17 protein-coding genes and 1 pseudogene are annotated in these 23,942 nt (G+C 42.8%); 15 read left to right on the plus strand and 3 right to left on the minus strand.

The features are described from left to right. The first annotated feature begins 515 nt into the window (after positions 1-515). From Q8W40_RS09960 to Q8W40_RS09985, 6 genes are all read left to right on the plus strand, one after another. Positions 516-2,372 (plus strand): M4 family metallopeptidase, encoded by a 1,857-nt coding sequence (locus tag Q8W40_RS09960; RefSeq protein ID WP_305397014.1) that lies wholly within the window; start codon positions 516-518, stop codon positions 2,370-2,372. A gap of 855 nt (positions 2,373-3,227) precedes the next feature. Continuing rightward, positions 3,228-3,935 (plus strand): hypothetical protein, encoded by a 708-nt coding sequence (locus Q8W40_RS09965; protein ID WP_305397015.1) that lies wholly within the window; start codon positions 3,228-3,230, stop codon positions 3,933-3,935. A gap of 63 nt (positions 3,936-3,998) precedes the next feature. Then, positions 3,999-5,222 (plus strand): zinc-dependent metalloprotease family protein, encoded by a 1,224-nt coding sequence (locus Q8W40_RS09970; RefSeq protein WP_305397016.1) that lies wholly within the window; start codon positions 3,999-4,001, stop codon positions 5,220-5,222. A 964-nt stretch (positions 5,223-6,186) separates the two neighbouring features. Next, positions 6,187-8,088 (plus strand): M20/M25/M40 family metallo-hydrolase, encoded by a 1,902-nt coding sequence (locus Q8W40_RS09975; RefSeq protein WP_305397017.1) that lies wholly within the window; start codon positions 6,187-6,189, stop codon positions 8,086-8,088. Between the two features lie 286 nt (positions 8,089-8,374). After that, positions 8,375-10,585, plus strand: coding sequence for a M4 family metallopeptidase (locus tag Q8W40_RS09980; RefSeq protein WP_305397018.1), 2,211 nt, complete (start codon positions 8,375-8,377; stop codon positions 10,583-10,585). A gap of 294 nt (positions 10,586-10,879) precedes the next feature. Then, complete coding sequence (locus Q8W40_RS09985; protein WP_305397019.1) at positions 10,880-12,322, plus strand: catalase; 1,443 nt, start codon at positions 10,880-10,882, stop codon at positions 12,320-12,322. Positions 12,323-12,537: 215 nt separating this feature from the next. Here Q8W40_RS09985 and Q8W40_RS09990 read toward each other — a convergent pair whose 3' ends face one another. Beyond that, entirely contained in the window at positions 12,538-13,065 is a 528-nt protein-coding gene (locus Q8W40_RS09990; protein WP_180958371.1) for an outer membrane beta-barrel protein, read from the minus strand. A gap of 349 nt (positions 13,066-13,414) precedes the next feature. On the opposite strand from Q8W40_RS09990, the gene Q8W40_RS09995 reads away from it, so the two are divergent. The 8 genes and pseudogenes from Q8W40_RS09995 (at position 13,415) to Q8W40_RS10030 (ending at position 20,954) form a co-directional block, all read left to right on the plus strand. Then, positions 13,415-14,854: an SLC13 family permease gene (locus Q8W40_RS09995; protein ID WP_305397020.1), complete on the plus strand. Its 1,440-nt coding sequence runs from the start codon at positions 13,415-13,417 to the stop codon at positions 14,852-14,854. A gap of 39 nt (positions 14,855-14,893) precedes the next feature. After that, the gene (locus Q8W40_RS10000) at positions 14,894-15,787 is read left to right on the plus strand and encodes a LysR family transcriptional regulator (protein ID WP_305397021.1); all 894 of its coding nucleotides are present in this window, start codon (positions 14,894-14,896) and stop codon (positions 15,785-15,787) included. Between the two features lie 98 nt (positions 15,788-15,885). Then, entirely contained in the window at positions 15,886-16,728 is an 843-nt protein-coding gene (locus Q8W40_RS10005) for a mechanosensitive ion channel family protein (RefSeq protein WP_101111820.1), read from the plus strand. A gap of 133 nt (positions 16,729-16,861) precedes the next feature. Further along, entirely contained in the window at positions 16,862-17,497 is a 636-nt protein-coding gene (locus Q8W40_RS10010; protein WP_305397022.1) for an HD domain-containing protein, read from the plus strand. A gap of 2 nt (positions 17,498-17,499) precedes the next feature. After that, complete coding sequence (locus Q8W40_RS10015) at positions 17,500-18,240, plus strand: helix-turn-helix domain-containing protein (RefSeq protein ID WP_305397023.1); 741 nt, start codon at positions 17,500-17,502, stop codon at positions 18,238-18,240. Positions 18,241-18,423: 183 nt separating this feature from the next. Continuing rightward, positions 18,424-19,014, plus strand: a pseudogene (locus Q8W40_RS10020) (1-acyl-sn-glycerol-3-phosphate acyltransferase); the annotation flags it as partial. Positions 19,015-19,180: 166 nt separating this feature from the next. After that, positions 19,181-19,804, plus strand: a complete 624-nt coding sequence (locus Q8W40_RS10025; protein ID WP_305397024.1) for an esterase/lipase family protein — start codon at positions 19,181-19,183, stop codon at positions 19,802-19,804. Between the two features lie 367 nt (positions 19,805-20,171). Continuing rightward, a complete protein-coding gene (locus Q8W40_RS10030) occupies positions 20,172-20,954 on the plus strand; it encodes a hypothetical protein (protein ID WP_305397026.1) in 783 nt (260 codons plus the stop codon). 114 nt (positions 20,955-21,068) lie between these two features. Here Q8W40_RS10030 and Q8W40_RS10035 read toward each other — a convergent pair whose 3' ends face one another. Further along, positions 21,069-22,286, minus strand: coding sequence for an MFS transporter (locus tag Q8W40_RS10035; RefSeq protein ID WP_305397027.1), 1,218 nt, complete (start codon positions 22,284-22,286; stop codon positions 21,069-21,071). A gap of 249 nt (positions 22,287-22,535) precedes the next feature. Next, the gene (gene nfsA / locus Q8W40_RS10040; RefSeq protein WP_305397028.1) at positions 22,536-23,258 is read right to left on the minus strand and encodes an oxygen-insensitive NADPH nitroreductase; all 723 of its coding nucleotides are present in this window, start codon (positions 23,256-23,258) and stop codon (positions 22,536-22,538) included. A 224-nt stretch (positions 23,259-23,482) separates the two neighbouring features. Between nfsA and Q8W40_RS10045 the strand changes: the two genes are divergently transcribed. Then, positions 23,483-23,893, plus strand: a complete 411-nt coding sequence (locus tag Q8W40_RS10045) for a DUF4893 domain-containing protein (RefSeq protein WP_305397029.1) — start codon at positions 23,483-23,485, stop codon at positions 23,891-23,893. Positions 23,894-23,942: the final 49 nt, after the last annotated feature.

Consider the following 23,942-nt stretch of genomic DNA (forward strand, 5'->3'; position numbering starts at 1 on the left):
CAAAAAGAAAAATCAATTTTATTAACAATCAGTAGGTTAGAGTATTAACTCTAATGTGAAAGTCATAAGAAAAGGTTAAAATATACTTAAAATACAATATCTTAAACAAATTAAACTATATCTATTAATATTATTTCATATTAATTTCTGGCGACTGTTATTATTTGAAATGTCTACGCTAGTAACTTATTTATCAACAAAATCGAACTCTAATACTATCAGGTTCTGCCGAATAATTTTGCTAAGAAATTTTTCTTACATACATATTTTCACTCCGTTTTCAAGTGCTCGAACAGCCTCCAATCAGATAAATTTGTAATAGAGACCATGTTTTATAAAATAATCATCACTTGGTTAGTAAGCCAATAAAGAATAAGGCTTCAACGCCAAGTAATAAAAGAATAGTCACTTAAAAATTGAGTTGTATGCCTTACAGGTACACTCATAAATAATTAAAAGTTTAGCAGTCCTACTTTCTCAAAATTTAGGACCCAAATAACAATAAGGATAAGAGAATGAATACTAAAATTGGACTTATTCCCTTGCTGGTCGGTATGGCTTTACCGACGACTGCACTTGCACAAGTGGATATTAATAACATCACTGAATCTGGACGCCCTACGTTTGCAGTTGGTGCATTGGGTGCCGCACAACTTAATGCTGATGTGGAAACGCTGAAGCATTACCTAGCAAATACCCCTTCCTACAAATCCACAGGTAACGAAGAATTTGTTGTAGAGCGACAATGGGTCGACGAGCTTGGCAAAAAGCACACCGTATTTAACCAAACCATTGATGGTATTAAGGTACACAACAGTCGAATTACGTTGCATACCGATGTCACACTTGGAAACGGTTTTGCTCCTGCGAATGAGTCTATCTACGCGGTGTCGGGAACGGTCGCAGTGCCGACAGCATCACCCGCAACATTTGCACCTATACGTATGAGCAATGATGACGGTATACAAGCAAAATCGGTCGTTAAAAGCATTGGTGACGTGGTGACAGAGCCAGAGTTGGCTTATGTGTATCTTCGCGATATTGACGATACGAAATTGGCTTGGCGTATGGAAGTTAAGTTCTTCCGAGGATCTGGGCATTCTTTCGGACACGATCTAGTGTACGTAGATGCACTTACTCATGAAATATTGTCCCGTGAAACTTTAATCCATCAAGCTAAGAACTGGAAAACACACACGTTAGATGGAGGAGGCTATTTCAGCCGACCAGGTAGGCTACTGTGCACTAACCAAGAAGATTGTGGCAATAATCTATCGGCTCAACGAGCACATGATGGTGCGTCGACGGTGTATGACTATTACAAAGAGAGACACAATCGAAATGGTTTAGATGATCGCGATATGACGATGATTTCGAGTGTGGACCTAGGTGTAGCGAATGCGTCGTGGTATTTGGGACAAATGTTCTACGGTAAATCCAGAACAGGCGCCGATTACACAACAGATTTCGATGTCATTGGCCACGAGTTTACTCATGGCGTTATCGATTCAACCGCCGATTTGATTTATCAAAATGCATCAGGCGCGTTAAACGAAGCGTGGGCAGACATTCTAGGGATCTCGGCAGAAGCGTATAAAAATGGCAAAACAACTTCTACTTGGTTGCTAGGTAACGAACTGTATCAAAGGCCTGGGCAAGCGTTGCGCTATATGAACAATCCAACTAAAGATGGGCGTTCTAAAGACTGGTACCCAGAGCGCAGACCTTTTGTAAAAAATCCAGGTCAGGATAATGACAATGGTTGGGTTCACCTAAACTCTGGTATCGCAAACCTTGCCTATGTTCTATTAGTTGATGGCGGATCCCATCCACGTGGCAAGTCGGACGCGGTTGTTGATGGTATTGGTTTACTTAAAGCGGAAAAAGTATTCTACCGCGCTCTCAACACCTACATGGGTCCAAACACTAATTTCCCTGAAGCTCGTACGGCAACAGCTCAAGCGGCGGCTGACCTATATGGCCAAAGTGCAAAACACTCTGTTGAAACAGCATGGTGTGCGGTTGGTGTAGGTGAGTGTCCAACAGCGATACCAACATCGGAAAAGCCAACATCACTTAGTGAAGCAGTAAGCGATATTTCCATTCCTTTGAACGAATGGAAACACTACACGCAAGACTTGGGTGAAGGCTACTCAAAAATGACGATTAAGGCAGAAGGTGGATTAGGGGATGTAGACCTATACGTAACCTATGGAAAGGAATCGACAGCAACCGCATTCGATTGTGAGTCAAACACCACTTCCAATACTGAAGAATGTGTTATTACAAACCCGAAAAAGGGCGCTTGGCATATTGATTTATTCGGTTATAAAGCGAGTTCTGGTGTCACACTAACACTGACTGCAGAATAAGCTTATTCAAGAAAGACAGCAATTGCTGTCTTTCTTTTCGTACCACTCACATTGCGTGCTAGCTTTTATGTTTACCTAAATAATTTAAATTGTTATTTAATAACATAACAATTTAGACACTTATATTAATAGCAAACGTTTAAATGGGAATATGGATATTTATCTCTTATAAATACTGAAGATAAAATATAATAATCGCATGTTCTTATTTGAATTGTGATCACATTGGAACATGCAAGTTTTCGATAAACCAAGATCCCTGCCATGTTTCTATTTATTTTCAGCCAGTTGGTAAAATTAAAGCTTTTACTCTAAAAATAATTTAGTCGCCAAAATATCAATAGAAAGGAAAAGACCTTTAATTTCATAACATTAATAGAAAAACACGAATCAAATACATTTGGTAGGCAACGAGAAACACTCCATATCTCATACAGTGTTCGCTAGGCTTAATGTATTATAATTTACATAATTATCAATAAATTCTGAAACCTATAGTCATCAATACTTATAGAGTAGGTAAGATAAAAAAACACAATAGCAATACATAAATACAGTGAAGTTTCAACCCACTAAATGTATTAACTGATTGAACTATTGTTAGCGTAAAATAACTCTAATAGAATCCTCTTCTCCCAATCAGGAGAGGTTCCTTGTTTTATTTTAATCCTGACAAAATTAAACAAGGAATTAACAAAGAGTTTTAATTTAAAGATTTATCATCCAAGAATTATACGTACGCATAGCCTTTTGCAAGTAACGTAAAGGGTCGGAGTCTGCCTAGATAGTAGACTCAAAAAAACTGTATTCTTAATATTTTTGCCATAAACATAATTATTGGTAGGGAGATTTTTTGTGAAAATAAAACCCATATTAATCGCGATAGGGTTAGCTGTGCCTTTATCTTTATTTATTTTTAGCGATATATCTAACGATCCAAATACATCGCTAGATACCAATTCTTCTAAAAATTTAAATGCAAGCAAAAGCTCTGAAGAAAACAGCATTCTGGACAAACAAGCGGGTCGAAAAAAGCAAGAGAGTGGCAATCATCACACAGCGAAAATAGATGAACCCATTCATTTAGAAGCGCAAAGCGAGAAAAGCACTCGTGAGGAAGAAAAATCGCTTGAGGAAACAAAAGTACATGAAGACAAATCTCATGAGCCAATAAGCTTGGAACAAGCTTGGATAGATGTAAATCCAAGCGAAACACTTGCAAGCATAAGGCCTAAAAGTGAAGCCATAGAAAGTATTAAAGCGATTGAGTTTTCGAATGTATCAGAATTCCAATCTCTAAATACAAATGACAACGTGACTCTCAACTTACCGGATAACACTGACATTGATATCGAAGTGGAATCAAACGAATTTCAAAATGAAGGAGTAAGAACTTGGTCGGGGAATTTCAAAATTGATAATCAGAACTACCCAGCCACCTTCACTTTTGGAAGTTCTTCAATTTTTGGTTTTATTGGTCACCCTAATGGTCCAATTAAAATTGAAGGCTCTGGAAACACTGCATGGATTTATGAAGTCCCAGATAGTCATGGATACGACTAATTAATAAATGCAGTTCAAATAAAAACAAACTAATTAATTAAAGATACTATTTTAGGATTAAAAATGAAAAAAACGTTATTAGCGGCGATTGTTGCGTCGAGCTTTGTTGCACCCCTTACACACGCAACAACGAATATTGATGTACTGGGTGTTTACACGACAGAAACCGCGCAAAAAACTGATCACATTACTGCTATCCAGCATCGTTTCAATGTTGGTAATAAGATTCTTAAGGACAGTAAACTAGACATAAAAGTGAATCTCGCTGGGCTGAAAGAGTACAACTTCGACTCCGAACCCGGTAGAAAACAAGATCAAGGTGTTGCTTTGGAAGCAATAACACCTGGATATAAGCAGTCCGCGTTGTTCCGCGATATCGAGCAAGTAAGAAAAGATGAAGGCGCGGATATGGTGGCTATGTTCCGCTATCTAGACCTCGACAATTCTCCGGATTACGAACGCACCGCCAATGGTTATAGCATCAGTTGTGGTGTGGCCTGGGTAATACCAGCATTCCAATGGAATGGTAACCAATCTTGGGCGAAAAGCAGAATGTACAGCCATACCTACATTAACGAATGTGGTGGTGATACATTTATTCACGAATTAGGCCACAATTTTGGTATTAACCACGCACGTGAGCAATACAACGGTTTGCCTCACCTCCAAAATGGAACAGAAAAAGATGCTTATGGTTATGGCGTAAACGGGCAATTTGCAACGACAATGGCTTATGGGTACCTATTCGGTATAAGAGGGCGTTCTTACAATTTCTCTAACCCAGAAGTAGAGTGTAAAGGGCAGCCATGTGGTCGAAAAGGGGTAGCAAATGCCGCTCGCGCTATTGGTCTAACCGCACCTAAAATTGCCAATATCTATCAAAGTAAAACCGATGGTACGGATACAGGTAAACCGACCCAGCCAATCGATCCTAAAGAACCCAACAACGTCTTTAAAATCGACTCCCCTGTAGCAATTCCAGACCAAGCTCAGGTAGACATTCCTCTTAAGGTGTCCTTCGAAGGCGAAATCACCAAACCAACAATCGCGCTAAACGTGGAACATGAGTTCATCGGTGATTTGTCTATTCGACTTATCGCACCAGACAACAACTACTGGATTTTGAAGGAAGCGAACAGTAGAGATCGTGGTGAAAAATACAATGTTACTTTCACCTTACAAGATATTGAAGGTATCGACTTCAACGGTCAGTGGACACTGCGTGTTACGGATAAATTCGAACGAGATACTGGTGTAGTTAAAAGCGCCGTTCTAACCCTTAAGTAATCCGTATACCCAAGAGCCCAAAAGGTTCTTGGGTATTTTTATTAGAAAGAGTTAGGTACATGCCATACGAATATAAGGAGAAGGAAATGAATTAAGATTTGAATATCAATTTACGTTACTGTATAACATAACAACATCAATTCTGTTGTTTACAGGAAGGCAAACGTTAAACAATGAAATATGTATTTTCATTCTCATTATTGGAATGACATAACTCTGACATTAATTATAGTAATTCCTGAATAGTTATCACATGAAATTAATGAAACAAATGAAAAATACAATTTTAAAATTGGCTCAACTCGTTACTTCGGGATAAAAATAAAGTATAAGCCTTTCAATTACTTATACTTTAGATATGTAAAATCGCACAGCAATCCGTTTAATTCATATATCATTAATTCAATTATAAGTTTATATATATCAATAAGTTGAAAATTAAACTCTTATTCAACGCAACATTGATCTCATTTATTCTTAATTTTTTACCCTTATTCATCTTCTGTTCACGTGATTTCTACTAAGGATGATTGCTAGGGGAATGGAAAATATTTTTTACACTCTTTGCTGTATCGCCTATATACCAAGCATATTCCTTTATACACGTACCGTAAAAAAACACCAACAAACATATTAGATAACACCTGTCAACATAATAAGGTTTTCTAAATTCTTCTGAAATTTGTTTTTTCTCACACCATTGATAACAATCTCTGTACTCAGTCACTGATACGGCTGTGTATTTGATTAATTCGAACTTTCTAAAGTGGAATAGGGTTTGGCTCTATTTCTGTTTTCTTTTGATGCTTGAGGAAAATCATATTTTCAACAAACATTAATAAGCTAATTAATAGCTATAGTCACATGACTTATAAAATATAATATTGAGTTATATAAGTGTTCACTTATTTTAGTGGGTATAGGCTTTTTTATTTTTTAACTTTAATAATTTCGGGAATAAGAAATGAAAGTTAAGTATTTGTTACTCGTCACAGCAATTAGCGCTACAAATTCAATCGCTAGCCAAAACATTATAAATCCAAACGAACCAACAAAAGCTTGGATAACAATAGGTAGCGACGCAATTCAGCACTTTACAACAGCGCAAGAACACAAAGGGTTGGCTTTTTCATCTCAAACAATACAAGGCGTTAATGGCATTACCGTATCGGAGATTAATACTGCCGATATAAACAATTTGAGTGAGCTCATGCACCATGAATTCAAACGCTGTGGTGGATTCTTTTATCACGATTCGTTTGAAGAAGCGCAGGCATACGCGAAACAAGCCGCGAATGCGAATCAGAGCTTTGCCAATTTTGCAGCCGTTAACTACACCATCGATAACGAGTCTGTCACCAATGCGATGATGTCAGAAACGTCACAGCAAAACCTAACCAATACCGTCAATACATTATCCAATTACTACGATCGTTATTATACGTCTCAGTCGGGTTACGACGCGGCAAAATGGATAAAGGATCATTGGGTTCAGCTTTCGCAGGCACGCAGTGATATCAGTGTGGAATTTTTTAATCACAGCTGGAAACAACCTTCTGTTATCGCAACGATAAATGGTACGACTCTTGCCGACGAAATCGTCGTTATCGGTGGGCACCTAGACTCCATTAATACACGAAGCCCAGGTAACGAATCCGCCCCAGGTGCGGACGATAATGCTTCTGGTATTTCTGTTCTCACTGAAACGCTAAACGCGATCGTTAAAAGCGGATTTAAGCCTAAGCGTACCGTTAAAATCATCGGTTATGCCGCAGAAGAAGTCGGGCTGCGAGGTTCTAAAGCCATCGCCCAGTCTTACAAAAGCTCAGGTAAGAACGTAGTGGGTGTCGCTCAGTTTGATATGACGGGCTATAAGGGGACATTTAATCGCGACATCGTACTCATCACTGACTACACCAATTCAGGACAAAACCAGTTTATTCGAAACCTGATCAACAAATACTTGCCGAATATGACGCACGGCAATTCGCAGTGTGGTTACGCGTGTTCCGACCACGCCTCTTGGTACAATGAGGGCTTCCCTGCTTCTATGCCAGCGGAAGCAAATTTCCACGATTCGAACCCACTCATCCATACAGCAAATGATACCCAATTTGACTCAAGCCATGCGATTAAGTTTGCCAAACTGTCCGTTGCCTTCATTTCTGAACTCGCCAAAGGTACGATTGCAGGAACCCCTCCACCACCGCCACCTACTGGCGAAAACGAACTGCAAAATGGTGTGCCAAAAACCAATATATCTGGGGTAGCTAAAGCGCAAAACTTTTATACGTTTAATGTTCCAGCAGGGGCTTCCAACCTGAAATTCACAACATCAGGCGGAACTGGCGATGCGGATTTATACGTAAAATTTGGCTCTAAGCCAACGCTTAACAGTTATGACTGTAAAAGCACCAACAGTTCCAACAATGAACAATGCCAAATTCCAAACGCACAAGCGGGAACCTACCATGTGATGGTAGAGGCTTGGTCTTCAATATCTGGCGTATCTCTTACAGCAAGCTATGCCGACAGCGGTAACCCACCACCTACAGGCATTGAACCCATTAACGAAACGGCTACTAATATTTCTGTTTCTCGTGGTCAGTGGCAACGCTACACCCAAACACTAGGCGAAGGTTATTCAAACCTAACCGTTACGATATCAGGTGGATCGGGCGATGCAGATCTGTACGTTCGCCATGGCGCTCAATCTACGTTTGGGCAACACGACTGCCGACCTTATCTCAATGGGAATAATGAAAACTGCCCAATCACGTCACCGCAATCTGGCGTTTGGCATATCGACATCTACGGATATTCAACAACGACAGGGCTAACGCTCAATATCAAAGCCACACCATAAAATAGTGGCGCTTCACTGCCCTTTTCGAATCAGAAAAGGGCAGATTAAACACATCCAAATTTGATGAGTTTGTCATTGCATGAACTATTTTCTATGCCGTTTTAGTTAATAGAACAGCATGAATAAGCACATCAAATTAATACTGAAATCGATATTAAAATCTTTGGTATTAATGGAATAACGTCTCTTTTTAAATAAAAGAATACGTATAAGGAAACCATGAATATTCATGGTGGATGGAATGTTGGAAATATCCAGCGGTCCTTTAAATACAGGAAAATAAATCATGAAGTTTAAAATAGGAATTATCCCCTTAGTGGTCGGTATTACATTATCGACCTCTGCTTTCGCACAGATGGAAATAAAAACAGCGACAGATACTGGGCGACCTTCATTTGTCACTGGGAGCTTAGGTAATGCAACTGCAGGTGCTGAAGTTCAGGCGTTAAAACAAATTCTAGCCAGCAACCCATCGTATAAGTCGACGGGAAGCGAAGAATTTGAAGTATCTCGCCAATGGGTTGATGAACTGGGGAAAAAGCACACGTTTTTTGATCAGAAAATCAATGGCATTAAAGTTTATGGCAACAGTATTGCTTTGCACACCGAAGCCAGCAATAACGCTAATGGCTTGCTGAATAATGCCCCTGTTTATGCGGTAACAGGTGCACTCGCGGTTTCTTCTGCTCCGGCTTCGGCTGCGTTTGCCACCAAGCAAAGTAATGACAATGGTAAACAGGCGCGATCAGTTGGAGAAAGTATTGGTTCAGTTCAAACACAACCTGAACTGGCTTACATCTACTTGCCGGATCAAGACGAAGCAAAACTCGCTTGGCGTATGGAAGTCGTCTACTTTGCAGGTGCTGGACCATTTGGGCGTGACATAGTTTACATTGATGCCGCAACCAATGAAGTGCTCGCACGACATGCACAGGTACACTCGGCAAAGAGTTGGAAAACGTACACCCTTAACGGCGGTAATCAAAACTCTGCACCGGGGCAACTGCTTTGTACGAACAACCAAAATTGTGGCGGCAACGCTGCGGCGCAACGCGCTCACGATGGTGCAGCAACAGTTTACGATTATTACCAACAGCGACATGGTCGTGACAGCCTTAACAACAATGGGATGACGTTGGTATCCAGTGTCGACCTTGGTGAGCAAAATGCGTATTGGACTGGTTCGCAAATGCTTTATGGTCAAGCCGGTGGCGGGGTCGACTACGATTTCACCTCAGATTTCGACATCATTGGTCACGAGTTTACGCACGGTGTCACCAACTTCTCTGCCCGTCTTGTTTACCAAAATGCACCTGGTGCATTGAATGAAGCATGGTCAGATATTCTTGGTCTATCCGCAGAAGCGTTCAAAAATGGCACAACGACATCCAGCTGGTTACTGGGCGACGGTTTGTACAACCAACCCGGTAAAGCTTTCCGCTACATGAACGATCCGACCAAAGACAATTACTCAAAAGACTGGTACCCAGAACGCATACCGTTCACCAATAATCCTAATAGAGACAATGATTATGGCGGCGTACACGGCAACTCCGGTATTGCCAACTTAGCGTACGTATTGCTTGTAGACGGTGGAACACACCCTCGCGGAAAATCCAATGCACAAGTGCCCAGTATTGGCATGCTAAAAGCCGAGAAAATCTTCTATCGTGCGCTGGTCACCTACATGAACCAAAACACCAACTTCTCAGGTGCTAGAACAGCAACCGCTCAAGCAGCGCAAGACTTGTATGGCGCAACAGAGAAAAACGCTGTTGAAACCGCTTGGTGTGCCGTTGGTGTGGGTGACTGCCCTACAACAACACCGCCTCCACCCCCACCTACTGGCGATAACGAACTGCAAAATGGCGTTCCAGTAACGGGGATTTCAGGCGCAGCGAAAGATCAGAAATTCTACACATTCCAAGTTCCTGCTGGCGCGACAAACTTGCGTTTCGTTACAACAGGCGGTTCAGGTGATGCTGACCTTTACGTAAAATTCGGCTCCAAGCCATCGCTAAGCACTTACGATTGTAAGAGCACCACCAGCTCAAGCAACGAAACCTGTGCGATCAGCAATATCCAAACGGGCACTTACCATGTCATGGTTGAAGCTTGGAATCAGATAAGTGGCGTAACTTTAACTGCCAGCTACGATGGCGGTACAACACCTCCACCACCACCTAGCGGACCAACACCAATCTACGACACACTGGGCAACATCTCTGTTGGCGGTGGTCAGTGGCAACGCTTCACTCAAGAATTAGGTACGGGCTACTCAACCATGACGATTACCACGTCTGGTGGGTATGGTGATGTCGACTTGTATGTTAGAAAAGGTTCCGACCCTACACTCTACCAATACGACTGCCGTCCTTGGAAAAATGGCAACAATGAATCCTGTACGTTTACCAACCCCGGTGCAGGCACTTGGCACATCGGTATTTACGGTTACTACAATAGCTCTGGCGTCACGTTAACCCTGACAGCAGAATAAACAGTAAACAACTCGTAAGATAAAAAATCCAAAATGTAATTTGAGAGGGGCAGTAAAGCCCCTCTTTTCTGTTATCAAACCAAGACCATCGAATTTACCTATCAAAACTATAAATACAATCGAATATACCTTTCTAAATGTAAAGAGTAGCCTTAACTTATTCTTAATTAACCCTGATTTAAATAGGGATTATGTAGTCAATGTACTAAATTATTAATGGCTATGTTTCTTTGTTTTCGGATTGTCCTATGGTCAACGAATTCATCCAAAAAAATACACTGGAAGGAATATATTATGAGTAAGAAGCTAACAACCGCAGCAGGTTGCCCTGTTGCACATAACCAGAATGTTATGACCGCTGGTCCGCGAGGACCGCAACTTCTTCAAGATGTTTGGTTTTTGGAGAAACTGGCGCATTTTGACCGTGAAGTGATCCCAGAAAGGCGTATGCACGCCAAAGGGTCTGGTGCTTACGGCACGTTCACAGTGACTCATGATATTACTCAATACACTCGGGCAAAAATCTTCTCCGAGGTAGGGAAAAAGACCGACTTGTTCGCACGCTTTACTACCGTCGCCGGAGAACGAGGCGCAGCAGATGCAGAAAGGGATATTCGTGGTTTCGCGCTTAAGTTTTACACCGAGGAAGGCAACTGGGATTTGGTTGGAAATAACACCCCTGTGTTCTTTTTACGCGACCCTCTAAAGTTCCCAGACTTGAATCACGCAGTAAAACGCGACCCACGAACCAATATGAGAAGCGCGGTGAATAACTGGGATTTCTGGACTTCCCTACCTGAAGCGTTTCACCAAGTCACCATTGTAATGAGCGATCGAGGCATTCCTACCAGTTATCGTCACATGCATGGATTTGGCAGCCATACCTTCAGTTTTATTAATGCCGATAGTGAACGTTACTGGGTGAAATTCCACTTTAAAACACATCAGGGCATTAAAAACTTAACCGACGAAGAAGCCACCATTCTGTGTGGACGAGACAGAGAAAGCCATCACCGCGATCTTTATGACAACATCGAAAGTGGAAACGCGCCTAAATGGACTTTGTACATTCAAATCATGCCGGAGCTAGAAGCCGATGAGGTGAATTTCAACCCATTCGATCTGACTCGCGTGTGGTCTCAGAAAGATTATCCGTTGATCGAAGTGGGCGAGCTGGAACTTAATCGCAACCCAGAAAACTACCACGCAGAAGTTGAACAGTCGGCATTTAACCCAGCTTCCATTGTTCCGGGCATTGGCTTCTCCCCGGATAAAATGCTTCAAGGTCGTTTGTTCTCTTACGGTGATGCGCAGCGTTATCGCTTAGGGGTAAACCACCATCAGATCCCTGTGAATGCGCCAAGATGCCCAGTGCACAGCTACCACCGTGATGGCGCTATGAGAGTGGATGGCAACTACGGTTCAACCATTGGTTATCAACCAAATTCACAGCAGGAGTGGGAAGAACAACCTGATTACTCCGAACCACCATTGCGTATTTCTGGTCATGCGGATCATTACGACCACCGTATAGACGAAGATTACTTCACTCAAGCGGGCGATCTTTTCCGCCTAATGGATGAGCAGGAGCGACAACGTTTGTTTGATAACACCGCCCGTTCTATCAAAGGCGTGCCCGACTTCATACAACAACGCCATATTGACCATGCGTATCAAGCAGACAAGGCATACGGTGAAGGGTTAGAGAAAGCCATCAAAAAAGCAAACGCATCTTAATGAACTCCGTGTTCCTAAATAAGAAAAGAGAAACCAGAAAGGAGAAAGCCATGAGCGAACAAGATTTTATGACTCTATTTAACACCACGGACTTATTTATTTTTTACTAAGCCGCAACGGTGAATAACGGTCCTAAATAAATCACTAAAAACGTAAACAGCCTGACGATATCAGGCTGTTTTTTTAGGTGAGGAACCGGGTGAGGCTGAACAGAATTAAAATTTCATACCAAATGTGGCACTCAGCTGAGTCACATTGACACCGTCCATTTTGCTTCTATCAGCGCCGAAATCGACATAAAAGCCATAGTTGGTCGAGAACCGTATACCCGCTCCGCCGAATGCGGCAGATTCGTTCACTTTTTGGGTCGTCGTGGTACCTTCAATTCGATGATTGGCATAACCCACTTCAATGTAAGGTTTGATAAATGAGCCATCGGATAACACGTAAGAGTACCCTAGTTCTCCCCCTGCTTTTAAGGTGTGTCCTTTCAGCTCATCTTTAGTGTTGTTCTCGTAAGACGCCTTTAACGCGGCAAACCCATTGAAGTTGTATGTGGTTTCCAATCTCAACCCAGAGCCTGCATCTTCTGTAATTGAGAACCCTCCAAGGCTCGCTGAATAATCGGTATCAGAATACCCCGCACCAAGGCTCCAACCTTCCAATCGATTAAAATCTTGAGCACTCGCAAAGCCAGACATCAAACCGACGATGAGAACCAAGCCACTACGTAATTTCTTCATAATTCCACTACCCATTTTTCTTTTAGAATCCGGTTTTATATTCACGCAACCTTACTAAATTCCTGACTCCACCTCACAGTTTTTCATTGATGAGTCATGGTATTGCGACCCACCTCTACCGCCATAAATGCAAGTACATCTCAAAAGAACGAGTAAAGCGGTAACGATCAGACATTTATGTAAAATCAAACAATTGCAAAATCTAAACACTCGCAATGCAGAAAAAATCAGACCTCAGCAATCCTGATCGACTGCTTCAATTTTATTGATTGGATTTGAATCAAAGAGTGTTGCTAGCATGCTCACAGCAATCAGTATTCTTACAATATTAAAAAGGAGTGAGATCCGCATGTCAGACCCAATCTCCACAACGATAAAAGCGCCGCCTTCACCCAACGCTTCGCCATCAGAAAAAAAAGCAAAGAATCTTAGGGTAGCCGTAGGTATTACTCTATTTAGCGTATTAACAGGCATCGTAGTCGCGCAATTTCAGTCGACTCAGCTCGCATCTGTTGCGGCACTAACGGTATTTTGCATAGGCTTGTGGGCGACGGTCGTCGTGCCGGAATATTGGACGGCATTGAGCTTTTTTCTTATCGCCATCGTTTTCAATATTGCACCCGCTTCCGTTGCGCTTTCTGGATTTCAATCTTCTACGTTCTGGTTATTGTTTGCTGGGTTGGTTCTTGGAGCCGCGTTCAAACATACAGGGCTAGGAAAGCGCATAGCCCATTTGCTCGCTTCTGCGCTAGGTACGCGCTATAACACCATAATTTGGCGGATTGTCATTTTCGGTATTGCACTCGCCTTTATAATGCCATCTTCCATGGGCAGAATCGCGCTCTTACTCCCTATAATTATGGCGTTATCGGAGCAAATGGGATACCAAAGTGATTCTAAAGGACGCATTGGTATGATTACCGCCACGGCTTTTGGAACTTGGTTACCTGCTTTCACCATTTTACCCGCCAATGCGCCCAATATGATCCTTGTAGGTATGGCTGAAAACCTTCACGGCTTACAACTTTCCTACTGGGATTACTTGCTGATCCACTTCCCTGTGTTAGGTGCGCTGAAAGGTGTGGTATTGGTTTTGTTGATTTTAAAAATGTTTCCTTCCGACGATCCAAAGCACACAACAAAAGAAACGGCCTCTTTGCCCGCTGTAACAAAGGATGAGAAAACGCTGGCTTACATTATTTTGGGTTGTTTGGCCATGTGGCTAACAGACGGCATCCACCATATTTCTCCGGGATGGATTGGGCTTGCCGGTGCGGTGATTTGTTTATGCCCATTTTTGAATTTAACCACCAAAACCAGTTTTCAAGCCGATTTGAATTACAACTCTCTTTTCTTCGTGGCGGGTATTATTGGCTTGGGTGCGGTCATTGCGCAGTCTGGCTTAGGGGAAACACTTATCGCAGCTCTGGGTGATAGCGTGCAGTTTTCACCGCAAGAGCAACTGCAAAGCATTGTTTCGCTAACGTTCATCTCAACGATTGTTGCTATTACCACCAGCTTGCCGGGGGTTCCAGCGGTAATGACCCCCATCGCAGGCGACCTTGCACTTTCCACTGGTTTGCCTATCGCCACTGTTTTGATGACTCAGGTTTTTGCCTTCTCCAACATTTTGTTGCCGTACCAAGCTCCTCCGTTAGTCACAGCAATACAAATGGGTAAGTTACCCATCGCAGCCATCAGTAAGTTATGTTTGGTCCTATTTTTCATCACAGTCGTGGTTCTTTTACCGCTCGATCTATTATGGTGGCGTCTTATCGGTCTATTCTGAAGTAGGTCATGTTGGCAAAAAGAGGAGGGAGAAGGGGTAATGGACAACCACCAACTACGAACGTTTGTCGTCGTCGCTCAAGAAGGCAGTATTACACGCGCGGCAGAGCGGCTTTTTTTGAGTCAACCAGCCATAAGTGCGCACATTAAAGCGTTAGAGTCGTCTTTGGATCTCACTTTGTTTGAGCGCACGCCTCAAGGTATGCGACTCACCTTAGATGGCCAGCGAATTTTGCTTAAAGCAGAAGAAACACTACAAGCGCATCAAGATTTGGTCGAAGAAGCGCGCAAAATCAAAGGGCAAATAGCGGGAGTGATCCAGGTTGGCGCAACCAGTCATACTGATCCCAAAACACTTGGGAAAATCATGATATATGTTGCTGAGCATTTCCCAGAAGTTGACGTAAAGCTGCAACATCTTTCAACGCAAGACATTGTTGCTGGCATTAGAAGCGGCGACTTGGATGCTGGTATTTATAATGAATTCGGTGAAGCGCCAGAAGATTTTTTCTCTGCAGAGCTGTCTAAAATAAGGTTACTGCTCGCTTCGTCCCCACATTTCCCTCAGATCTACTCTCCTGTTGACTGGCAAGCGTTGCAGCACATACCTTGGATTTACCCCGGTGAAGATACATGCTGCGGAAAAGCCGCTGAACATTTATTTAAACAACGTGGCTTTCGCCTTAAAAAACTGATTCATGCCGATAGGGAAAAGGTCACTCGCACCTTAATTGCCGGTGGTCTTGGTATAGGGTTGGTTCACGACAAACCTCATTCTCAACCTCAATCAAGCGAACAAACAGACGACATCGTTATTCTGGATGACATATCCCTAAGAATCAGAACATTACTCGTTTGCAAGAAATCTCGCCAAACCGATCCGGTACTCCACTCCTTGATTGCCTCTATGGTCGGTAACCACAGCTCTAAGTAACAGTATGTCTTTGATCCCTTTATTTTCTCAACAATGGGAAGTACTTACGTAGATGGTCTAACCTATAATTCAGGTGATTTTAAAAAGGAGTCATATTTATGATGGACAATATTTCGTTAGAACAAATCTACGAAAAAGCGTTAGAACTCGTTCTGACATTCGGACCTAAGCTCATTCTTGCATTTTTGGTCTTAGTCATTGGTTGGTGGTTAATTGGGAAAGTAACCAAAGGTGTTGACGTTGCATTAGAGCGTGTTCGCTTAGAACAAGGGCTAAGAAGTTTCCTCTGCTCACTTGCCTCGGTCATTCTTAAAATTCTGCTGATTATCTCTGTCGCTTCGATGATAGGGGTCGAGACCACGTCCTTCATCGCTATGCTGGGTGCCGCAGGCTTAGCCGTGGGTATGGCGCTGCAAGGGAGCTTGTCTAACTTTGCTGGTGGCGTACTCATTCTGTTCTTCAAGCCTTTCAAAATAGGCGATGTGATTGAAGCGCAAGGTCATATGGGTAAAGTGGTTGATATACAAATTTTTGTTACTGTATTAATCACCTACGATAATCAAAGAATCATTATTCCTAATGGTATGCTTTCTAATGGAACGGTTAAAAACCTGTTCTGTGAAGAAAATCGCCGCGTCGATATTGAATTTGGAATCAGCTACGGTGACGACGTGCGTAAAGCGCGCGAAGTTCTCATGAAAGTACTGGCCGATTACGACCTTGTGTTGGACGATCCTGAGCCACTTGTTCACGTTAGCCAACACGGCGACAGCCATGTCGGTATGCTGGTTTGGGCTTGGGTGAAATCTGACGATTACTGGCCTGTGTATTTCAGCTTGTACGAGCGCGTGAAAATCGCCTTCGACGAACAAGGCATCACTATCCCGTTCCCTCAGCGCGATGTGCATGTTCATCAGTTCCCAGGCAAGCAAGCGTCTTAAATTGCTGAGGTCTGTTGACCTTTCGCGATACCTTCTAGTAACACGCCAGCATTTTGCTGGCGTGTTGGTTTTTGTAACCGAACTCTAGATGCTTGGGTATAATACACCACCACTTTCAAGTAGATGAGCCCCCATGAGCCTCGCGTTAAAATACGAAAAAAACTGCATTGAATTCATAACGAAAGAAATGATCACCGACGCTGCTCACGACCTGCAGCATATTTTTCGGGTCGTCAAAACAGCGAAGTCGTTGGCAGACAGAGAACAAGCCGATATCAATGTTGTTTTACCCGCCGCTTATCTACACGACTGCTTCACCTACCCTAAAGATCACCCAGAACGTCATTTAAGTGCTCAGATAGCCGCAGACAAAGCGTGCGAGTTTTTGCGCTCCATCGAATACCCATCGCATTACTTAGATGACATTCACCACGCCATTATGGCACACAGTTTCAGTGCGGGACTCACACCCAAAACCAAAGAAGCCAAAGTGGTTCAGGATGCCGACAGGTTAGATGCGTTGGGTGCCATTGGAGTAACTCGGTGTATTCAAGTCAGCAGCACGTTCGGTTCAGATTTATATCACCCTGATGACATGTTTGCCCAACATCGACCACTTGATGATAAACGCTATACCATCGATCATTTTGAAGTGAAGCTGTTCAAAATTGCAGAAACAATGAATACCCTATCAGCGAAAAAAGAAGCTCAAAAACGCGTGGCGTTTATGAAAAGTTACCTCTTGCAACTGCAAAACGAAGCGGAATAAACATGTCTGAAACAGATAAAGTCATCACAGAGCTCAAGCGCCAACTCAAAATCAGTGGAGTTAAATACACAGATGTAGCCCAAGCCCTGTCCCTCACTGAAGGCTCCGTCAAGCGCTTACTTGCCGCTGGTAATCAAATCAGTTTGGAACGCTTGAACGCCATTTGTGAGTTGATTGGTATGGATATGGCAGAACTGTTTAAACTTGCATCGCCAACGCAGGCTCTTACTGCATTAACTTATGAACAAGAAAAACAACTCGTCGATGACAAAGCGTTATTACTGGTGGCGGTTTGTGTTGTGAACGGCTATCAGTTTGAAGAAATTCTTAATCAATATGAATTCACTCAACCTGAGCTTATTAAATACCTCGTCCAATTGGATAAATTGGATATCATCGAGCTGCTTCCAAACAATAGGTTAAAACTTAAGCTCTCTCCCACATTCTCATGGATTGCTGGCGGACCTATTCAGCGCTTTTTCCAACAACAAGTTCAAGACGAATTCTTCCGCAGTCACTTTTCTGGTGAAGATGAAAAACTGATGATGGCTACGGGTTTAATGTCTATCCCTAGTAACAAGAAAATTCAGAAGCGCATCGATAAACTCGTTTCCGATTTTTACACCGCCTGCCGTGATGATGGTGAACTGAACTTGGACGATCGCCATGGAACATCGATGATCGTTGGGATTCGTCATTGGAGCCTCCCACAATTTAAACGCCACGAAAGACCTAAAAAGTAACCATAATCGAATCAAAAGTTACGTATTATGTAACTCCATTTGTTTTTATTTTAAATCTGGTATTAATACAGCACATTAACCTCATGCACTAAGGCACTGCTCATTTCTTAAGGCAGTGTCTATTTCTAAAAATACTGTCTATTTCTAAAGGCAGTCTATGAGGTTTACATGCACACTTATCTAAGATTCATCAGCTCTCTATTCAGCCGCTTGCTTTATCGTATCCGCGTAAATGGCAAAAAACACATTCCGCAAAATGGAGCTGCACTGATCGTGGCTAACCACGTCAGCTACATAGACGCACTGATTCTTATGGGCTTGGCGAATCGACCAATTCGCTTCGTAATGGACAAGAGTTTAAGTGAGCTACCCGTTCTTAAATACTTTTTCCGTCATGCTGGCGTCATCCCTATCTGCTCTCCGAAACAGTGCTTAGAAACCTACAACCAAGCTTTTGATCAAATTGATGAAGCATTAAACCAAGGCCAATTGGTGTGCATCTTTCCAGAAGGGCGCATCACTAGAAATGGTCAAGTAAACGAATTCAGACCGGGTGTGGAACGTATTTTGGCAAGTAATCCCGTACCTGTTGTCCCTGTTGCATTGAAAGGGCTTTGGGGGTCGTTTTTCTCGCATAAAGATGGACACGCGTTCACTCACCTACCAAAACGATTTTGGTCAAAACTGGAAATCAACATCGGTAAGAGCGTGAATGGAAAGTCGGCAAACTGTTCTCTGCTTCAGCACCGCGTTGAAACATTGATAGCTCGGTAATCTGGAAGGACAGCTGTTCACTTTAAACGGTTGACTTACCTACAACATCACAGATTTTATACCCAATTTGAAGCATAATAATAACGTCACATGTATTAACTCATTTGTCGTTGTTTTTCTATTAATATCCAACGAAGTTGAGCAAGCAGGAGTACAGGAGACCACAATGAAAATCATCATTTTACATGGCTTATATATGCACGGTTTGGTTATGCAGCCGCTGAGCCAACGCCTTCGAAAACTCGGGTATGAAACCCAAGTTATCAGCTATAACTCCGTCACTATCGATGAAGATAAATTATTCCACTCAATTGATTCAGCATTAGACCGAACACAAAAAAATGTGCTGGTCGGGCACAGCCTTGGTGGTGTGGTGATTAAAAACTACTTAGCCTCTCGCTCCCCTTCGCCTTCGCTTGTTTCCCATGTCATTGCCGTTGGCTCACCACTTAAAGGGGCATCTATTATTTGCAAAATTCAAGAGTTAGGTTTGGGTGCTATGTTAGGTAACGCCCCCGAATTTGGATTGAAAAAGCACGAAGATGTATGGGGCTACCCACAAAAACTGGGCAGTATTGCCGGAACAATCCCCCTTGGCATGCGACCTTTATTGTTAATGGATAACGATACTTTATCTGATGGCACCGTGACGGTAGAAGAAACACAAATTGAAGGCATGACTGATCACTTGCAAACCAAATCTAGCCACACCAGCATGATTTACAACCACTACCTTCCGAATCAGATCGATCACTTTATCCAGCAAGACCAATTCCGTCATACTCATTAGGGGGAGTACCCCCTTTGATGCGAGTTCACTCTTGCAATAATAACCCAAGAACATACTTATTAAGATGAGCACAGTTCTACACTTCGTTTTCGACCTTGTGCAAACAAAACGCGATAGACAAGAGTCGCCGATAAGCAATGTCATAGGTCGTGTCGGAATTTAACTACGTATCACCCAATCTGTAATTCGATTTTATGGTGAACCTAGTAATGCAGAACAATAAATGCATGAATACGATTTCAACATAACATACTGATTAAAAAGAAATTTACCATCCGTCGTATAGCTCGCAAATTTATAAAGCGGTCCTAACGACAAGAAATGATATGCATTAACATTAGGAGTTCACTTCAAAAAGGACTTCAAAATGAAAAAACTGGCTTTCCTCATTTCTTCTGCCCTTCTCGTAACAGCATGTGGAGGAGGTGGCAGTGGTGACGGTGCTTCTTCCACTGGTGGTGGTAGTGGCAGTGGTGGTAGCACCGCAGCCAAAACTAAAATCACCAATAACAGCGCAGACGGCATGATAAATGGTGCGAACAAGGTAGATCCAAACGCTGCACGTAATGTAGCAGGAAATGTTGGTAATCAAGGCGCATCTGGGGCTGCTCGGAGTGCAATGGCATTAAGTGCCAGAGCGGCGTCAAACATTAACGATACAATCGCATGTTATAACGGAAATGGTAATATAACGACAAAGGCTAGCGGCAACGAACAAAGCACGACAGGTACATTTACTATTGATCGTTGTAGTTTATCGGATGACTTAAATATTAGAGCGAATGGTAAGCTGAATTTTTCGGTTGCTGACAGTAAGTTAAGCATCAGTGGATTTTTCAACCTAGAAGATGAAAATAAAGCAGAGAAGATTATTGCGTTAAATGATCTGGCATTCAATCTTAATGGTTCAAATACCTCTTTTTCTTCATTAGTTAGTGCCGGTGGCGAGACACACGGCATTGCGATAAACCATATCGTGAGCGATAACTCTGGTTCTACAACAACTCTAAAACTTGATGGTGCTGAAGGTACATGGGTTCAAGTAAACCGTGTCACTAATGTATGGGACCAAGAAGTGAGCTGTGAAGTGACACAAAGTGCAGGTCTTGATTTTACACAAGATGAAGGCTGTGACTTATTGCGTAAGTAACATCTCTTAATAATGACTTACTAGCCTTGTTCGGCTTTGCAAACTTATCGTAACAATTTTGGTATTTAAAAGGGATTTACATTGTAAATCCCCTTTTTCAATTCACATTGCCAATCATTCCACTTTGAAATGCTTCGTACTCTTTTGCTTCATCGCGATCAGTGGTGCAACCAAGCACACCGCACCACACCCTAGAAGAACTGCCGTATTTCCAAACCACCCTGTAAGCGGAGCAATGGCTAACAGCCCTAATGGCGCAAAACCATAAGAACAAAGGAAATCAATGGAAGAAATACGGGCTAGCTTGTCTTTGGGGACTTCTTTTTGCAAAGAAGAGAACCAAATAACATTAAAGATTTCTATGCCGACACCCGCAACAAAATAAGCCACAACGGGCAAAAGTACAGAGTGATCAAATAAAAAGCTCAAGGGCACGACACCATACACTGCGAGACCTATTAAGGCCCACCAGCCTTGAGGGTGAAACGTAAATCGCCCAAGAAGAACAGCACCCGTCAGCCCGCCCAATGCGTAAGCGGTCATGGAATAAGTGAGAAGGCTAGAATCACCAAAGTTCGCTTTTGAAATCGTTGGAAGGAGAACACTAGTCGCGGAATACCCAGCCGCAATCACAATGGTCAATGCCGCTAGGCTCACTATAAACCATGGGTGACGCTTGGCTTCTTCAAGTGCTTCTCGAATATCAAACCACATTGAAGAAATATGCAACGAATCGGACTCTCTATGCCTTTTTTGTTCTGCAACCCAAGGGGGAACAAACGCACTGACTAGCCAGCCAACGATAAGAAGGGCAAATCCACTGTGAAGACCTTGCCAGATAGCCAGCGCGGTTACCGCAGCCGGCCCTGCTAATGTCACCACACGAATGGATAAACTCATTGCTGCATTGGCAGGTTGCAATTGCTCGGGTTCAATAACTTTGGGGACCAATGCTTGAAAAGCGGGACGGCATGCGCCTTGTCCAAAGCCAGAAAGCATCGCACCTATAATCAAAAGACTGATACCTGAACCCCGTTCTATATCAAGAGGCAAAGAAAACAGAGTGAGCACGATACCAATAGCAGCGATCAAACTCGCGATGAACACCACACCTCGGCACGAATACCTGTCAGCAAAAATGCCTCCAAGTAATACACCCACCAAAAAACCACCTGTTCGAAATGCCAACGCAATTCCCAGCTGTACAGTCGTCAGCATATCTTGGGTCATGGCGTAGCCAAGCAAAAATGGGAGCCCCCATGTAGCAAAGCCTGATGTTGTACTGCCGAGCCAAAGCCGGACAAATGCCCCATTTCTCACTATTGTTAACACGTGATCTCCAAGTCTTTTTCTTATACCTAAGTAAAGTCGATACGCCTTGATAGAAACGTTAACCGGGTAATTTAGCAATCATTGTTACACTATTACATGATGCCGATATGGAATGCCCCCATATCGCGCAGGCACGCAGCGTCAGGCATTAAATTAGGTAAGGCAGCTTTGTTCGGTATTTTTCGAAGTAAACAAACAAAAAGCCGCACGTAGGCGACTCAATTGATGTTGATATTCAACGTTTAAGAATCACTTAATCGCCAAACCTTTTCCGTTCAAATAACCCTTAATGTGAGGTCGAGATTCTCCTGAAAGTTTACCCGTAATTTGCTCCGACCACGTCACGCTTTTATTGTTACCGCTTCGGCTTGAATAGTAATCCAACATGGTTTGGTCGTACTCACCCACTTTGTTTTTATCCAATGGCTGATACGTGTTTTCATGCAAAATAACATCTGGGCTTAACCGAGGTTTCACTTCAGGATGTTGATCGGGGTGCCCTAAACACATTCCAAATAAAACCGCAGTATGAGGCGGTAACTCCAGCAGTTCATCCACTTCTTGAGCACAGTTTCTTAATCCGCCAATGTATACACCACCCAGCCCCATCGACTCCGCTGCCAACATGCAATTTTGAGCCATAATTCCGGCATCTACTGCGCCTATTAGAGTCAGTTCGGTAAACTCTGGTTTAACGTTCTCGTTCAATTCAACATGGCGTTGGAAATCAATACAAAACACCAAAAACTCCGGTGCCGAACCGACGTATTTTTGACCACCAGAAAATGTCACCAAGGCTTCACGCTTTACAGGATCGGTTACGCGAATAATAGAGTTCACCTGTAATAAACTGGAAGAAGACGCCGCAATGCCTGCCCGAATGATGGTATCAAGCTGTTCTTTGGTCACGGCTTCTTGAGTAAATGCACGAATTGAACGGTGAGAAAGAATGGTGTCGATAGTCGAGTTCATAAGCGTTCCATATTGAGGGATCTGAGCGTGAGTCACGTTCGCAAAAATCTTTTATAAATAAATCCCAAAACATTGTCGAATACCGCGATCGCAAACCAAGAATTTATACAAAAGAAAAACAATGCGCACCTACACGCATAAATACAAAGAGTGAAAACGAAACAATATACATAAGCCTCCTTAAGTTGCAGGATTCACCCATACCTTCAAATTAAGAGGATGACATGAAATTTTTTGTATCCACCCTTGCTCTCGTCACAATGGCAGCGAGTGCACCTACTTTTGCTAAAGAGTCCCAAAACGGTGTAACCCTTGTGGGTAACTACGCCTGCGCTTTCACTAAATACTCCGGTGGCGAGACCTACGCCTACCCCGACTTCAAATGTAAAATTACTGAAAAAGAAGGCGTATTCACTTTAGAAAAACTCACAGGCTCTCAGCGTATTAAGGGTAAGGTAACTCTCACACCAGCAGGGTTCGAATTTGAGGGGGTATATTTTTGTCCCTGGGGAGACTGCACATACGATGTGCACGGTCAATTTGAAACGCAAAAAGCAGGCGAGTTTGCTGGTACCGTTTACAACACAAGCGATCCGAATGACTTTACCGACGTGGATCTAAGACGCGTCAAATAATACAGACAGGTGTGATCTTGCCCTGTTAGATCACACCAAATTATCGTTT

This window comes from Vibrio penaeicida (assembly GCF_030689305.1).
Taxonomy (GTDB): Bacteria; Pseudomonadota; Gammaproteobacteria; order Enterobacterales; family Vibrionaceae; genus Vibrio; species Vibrio penaeicida_B.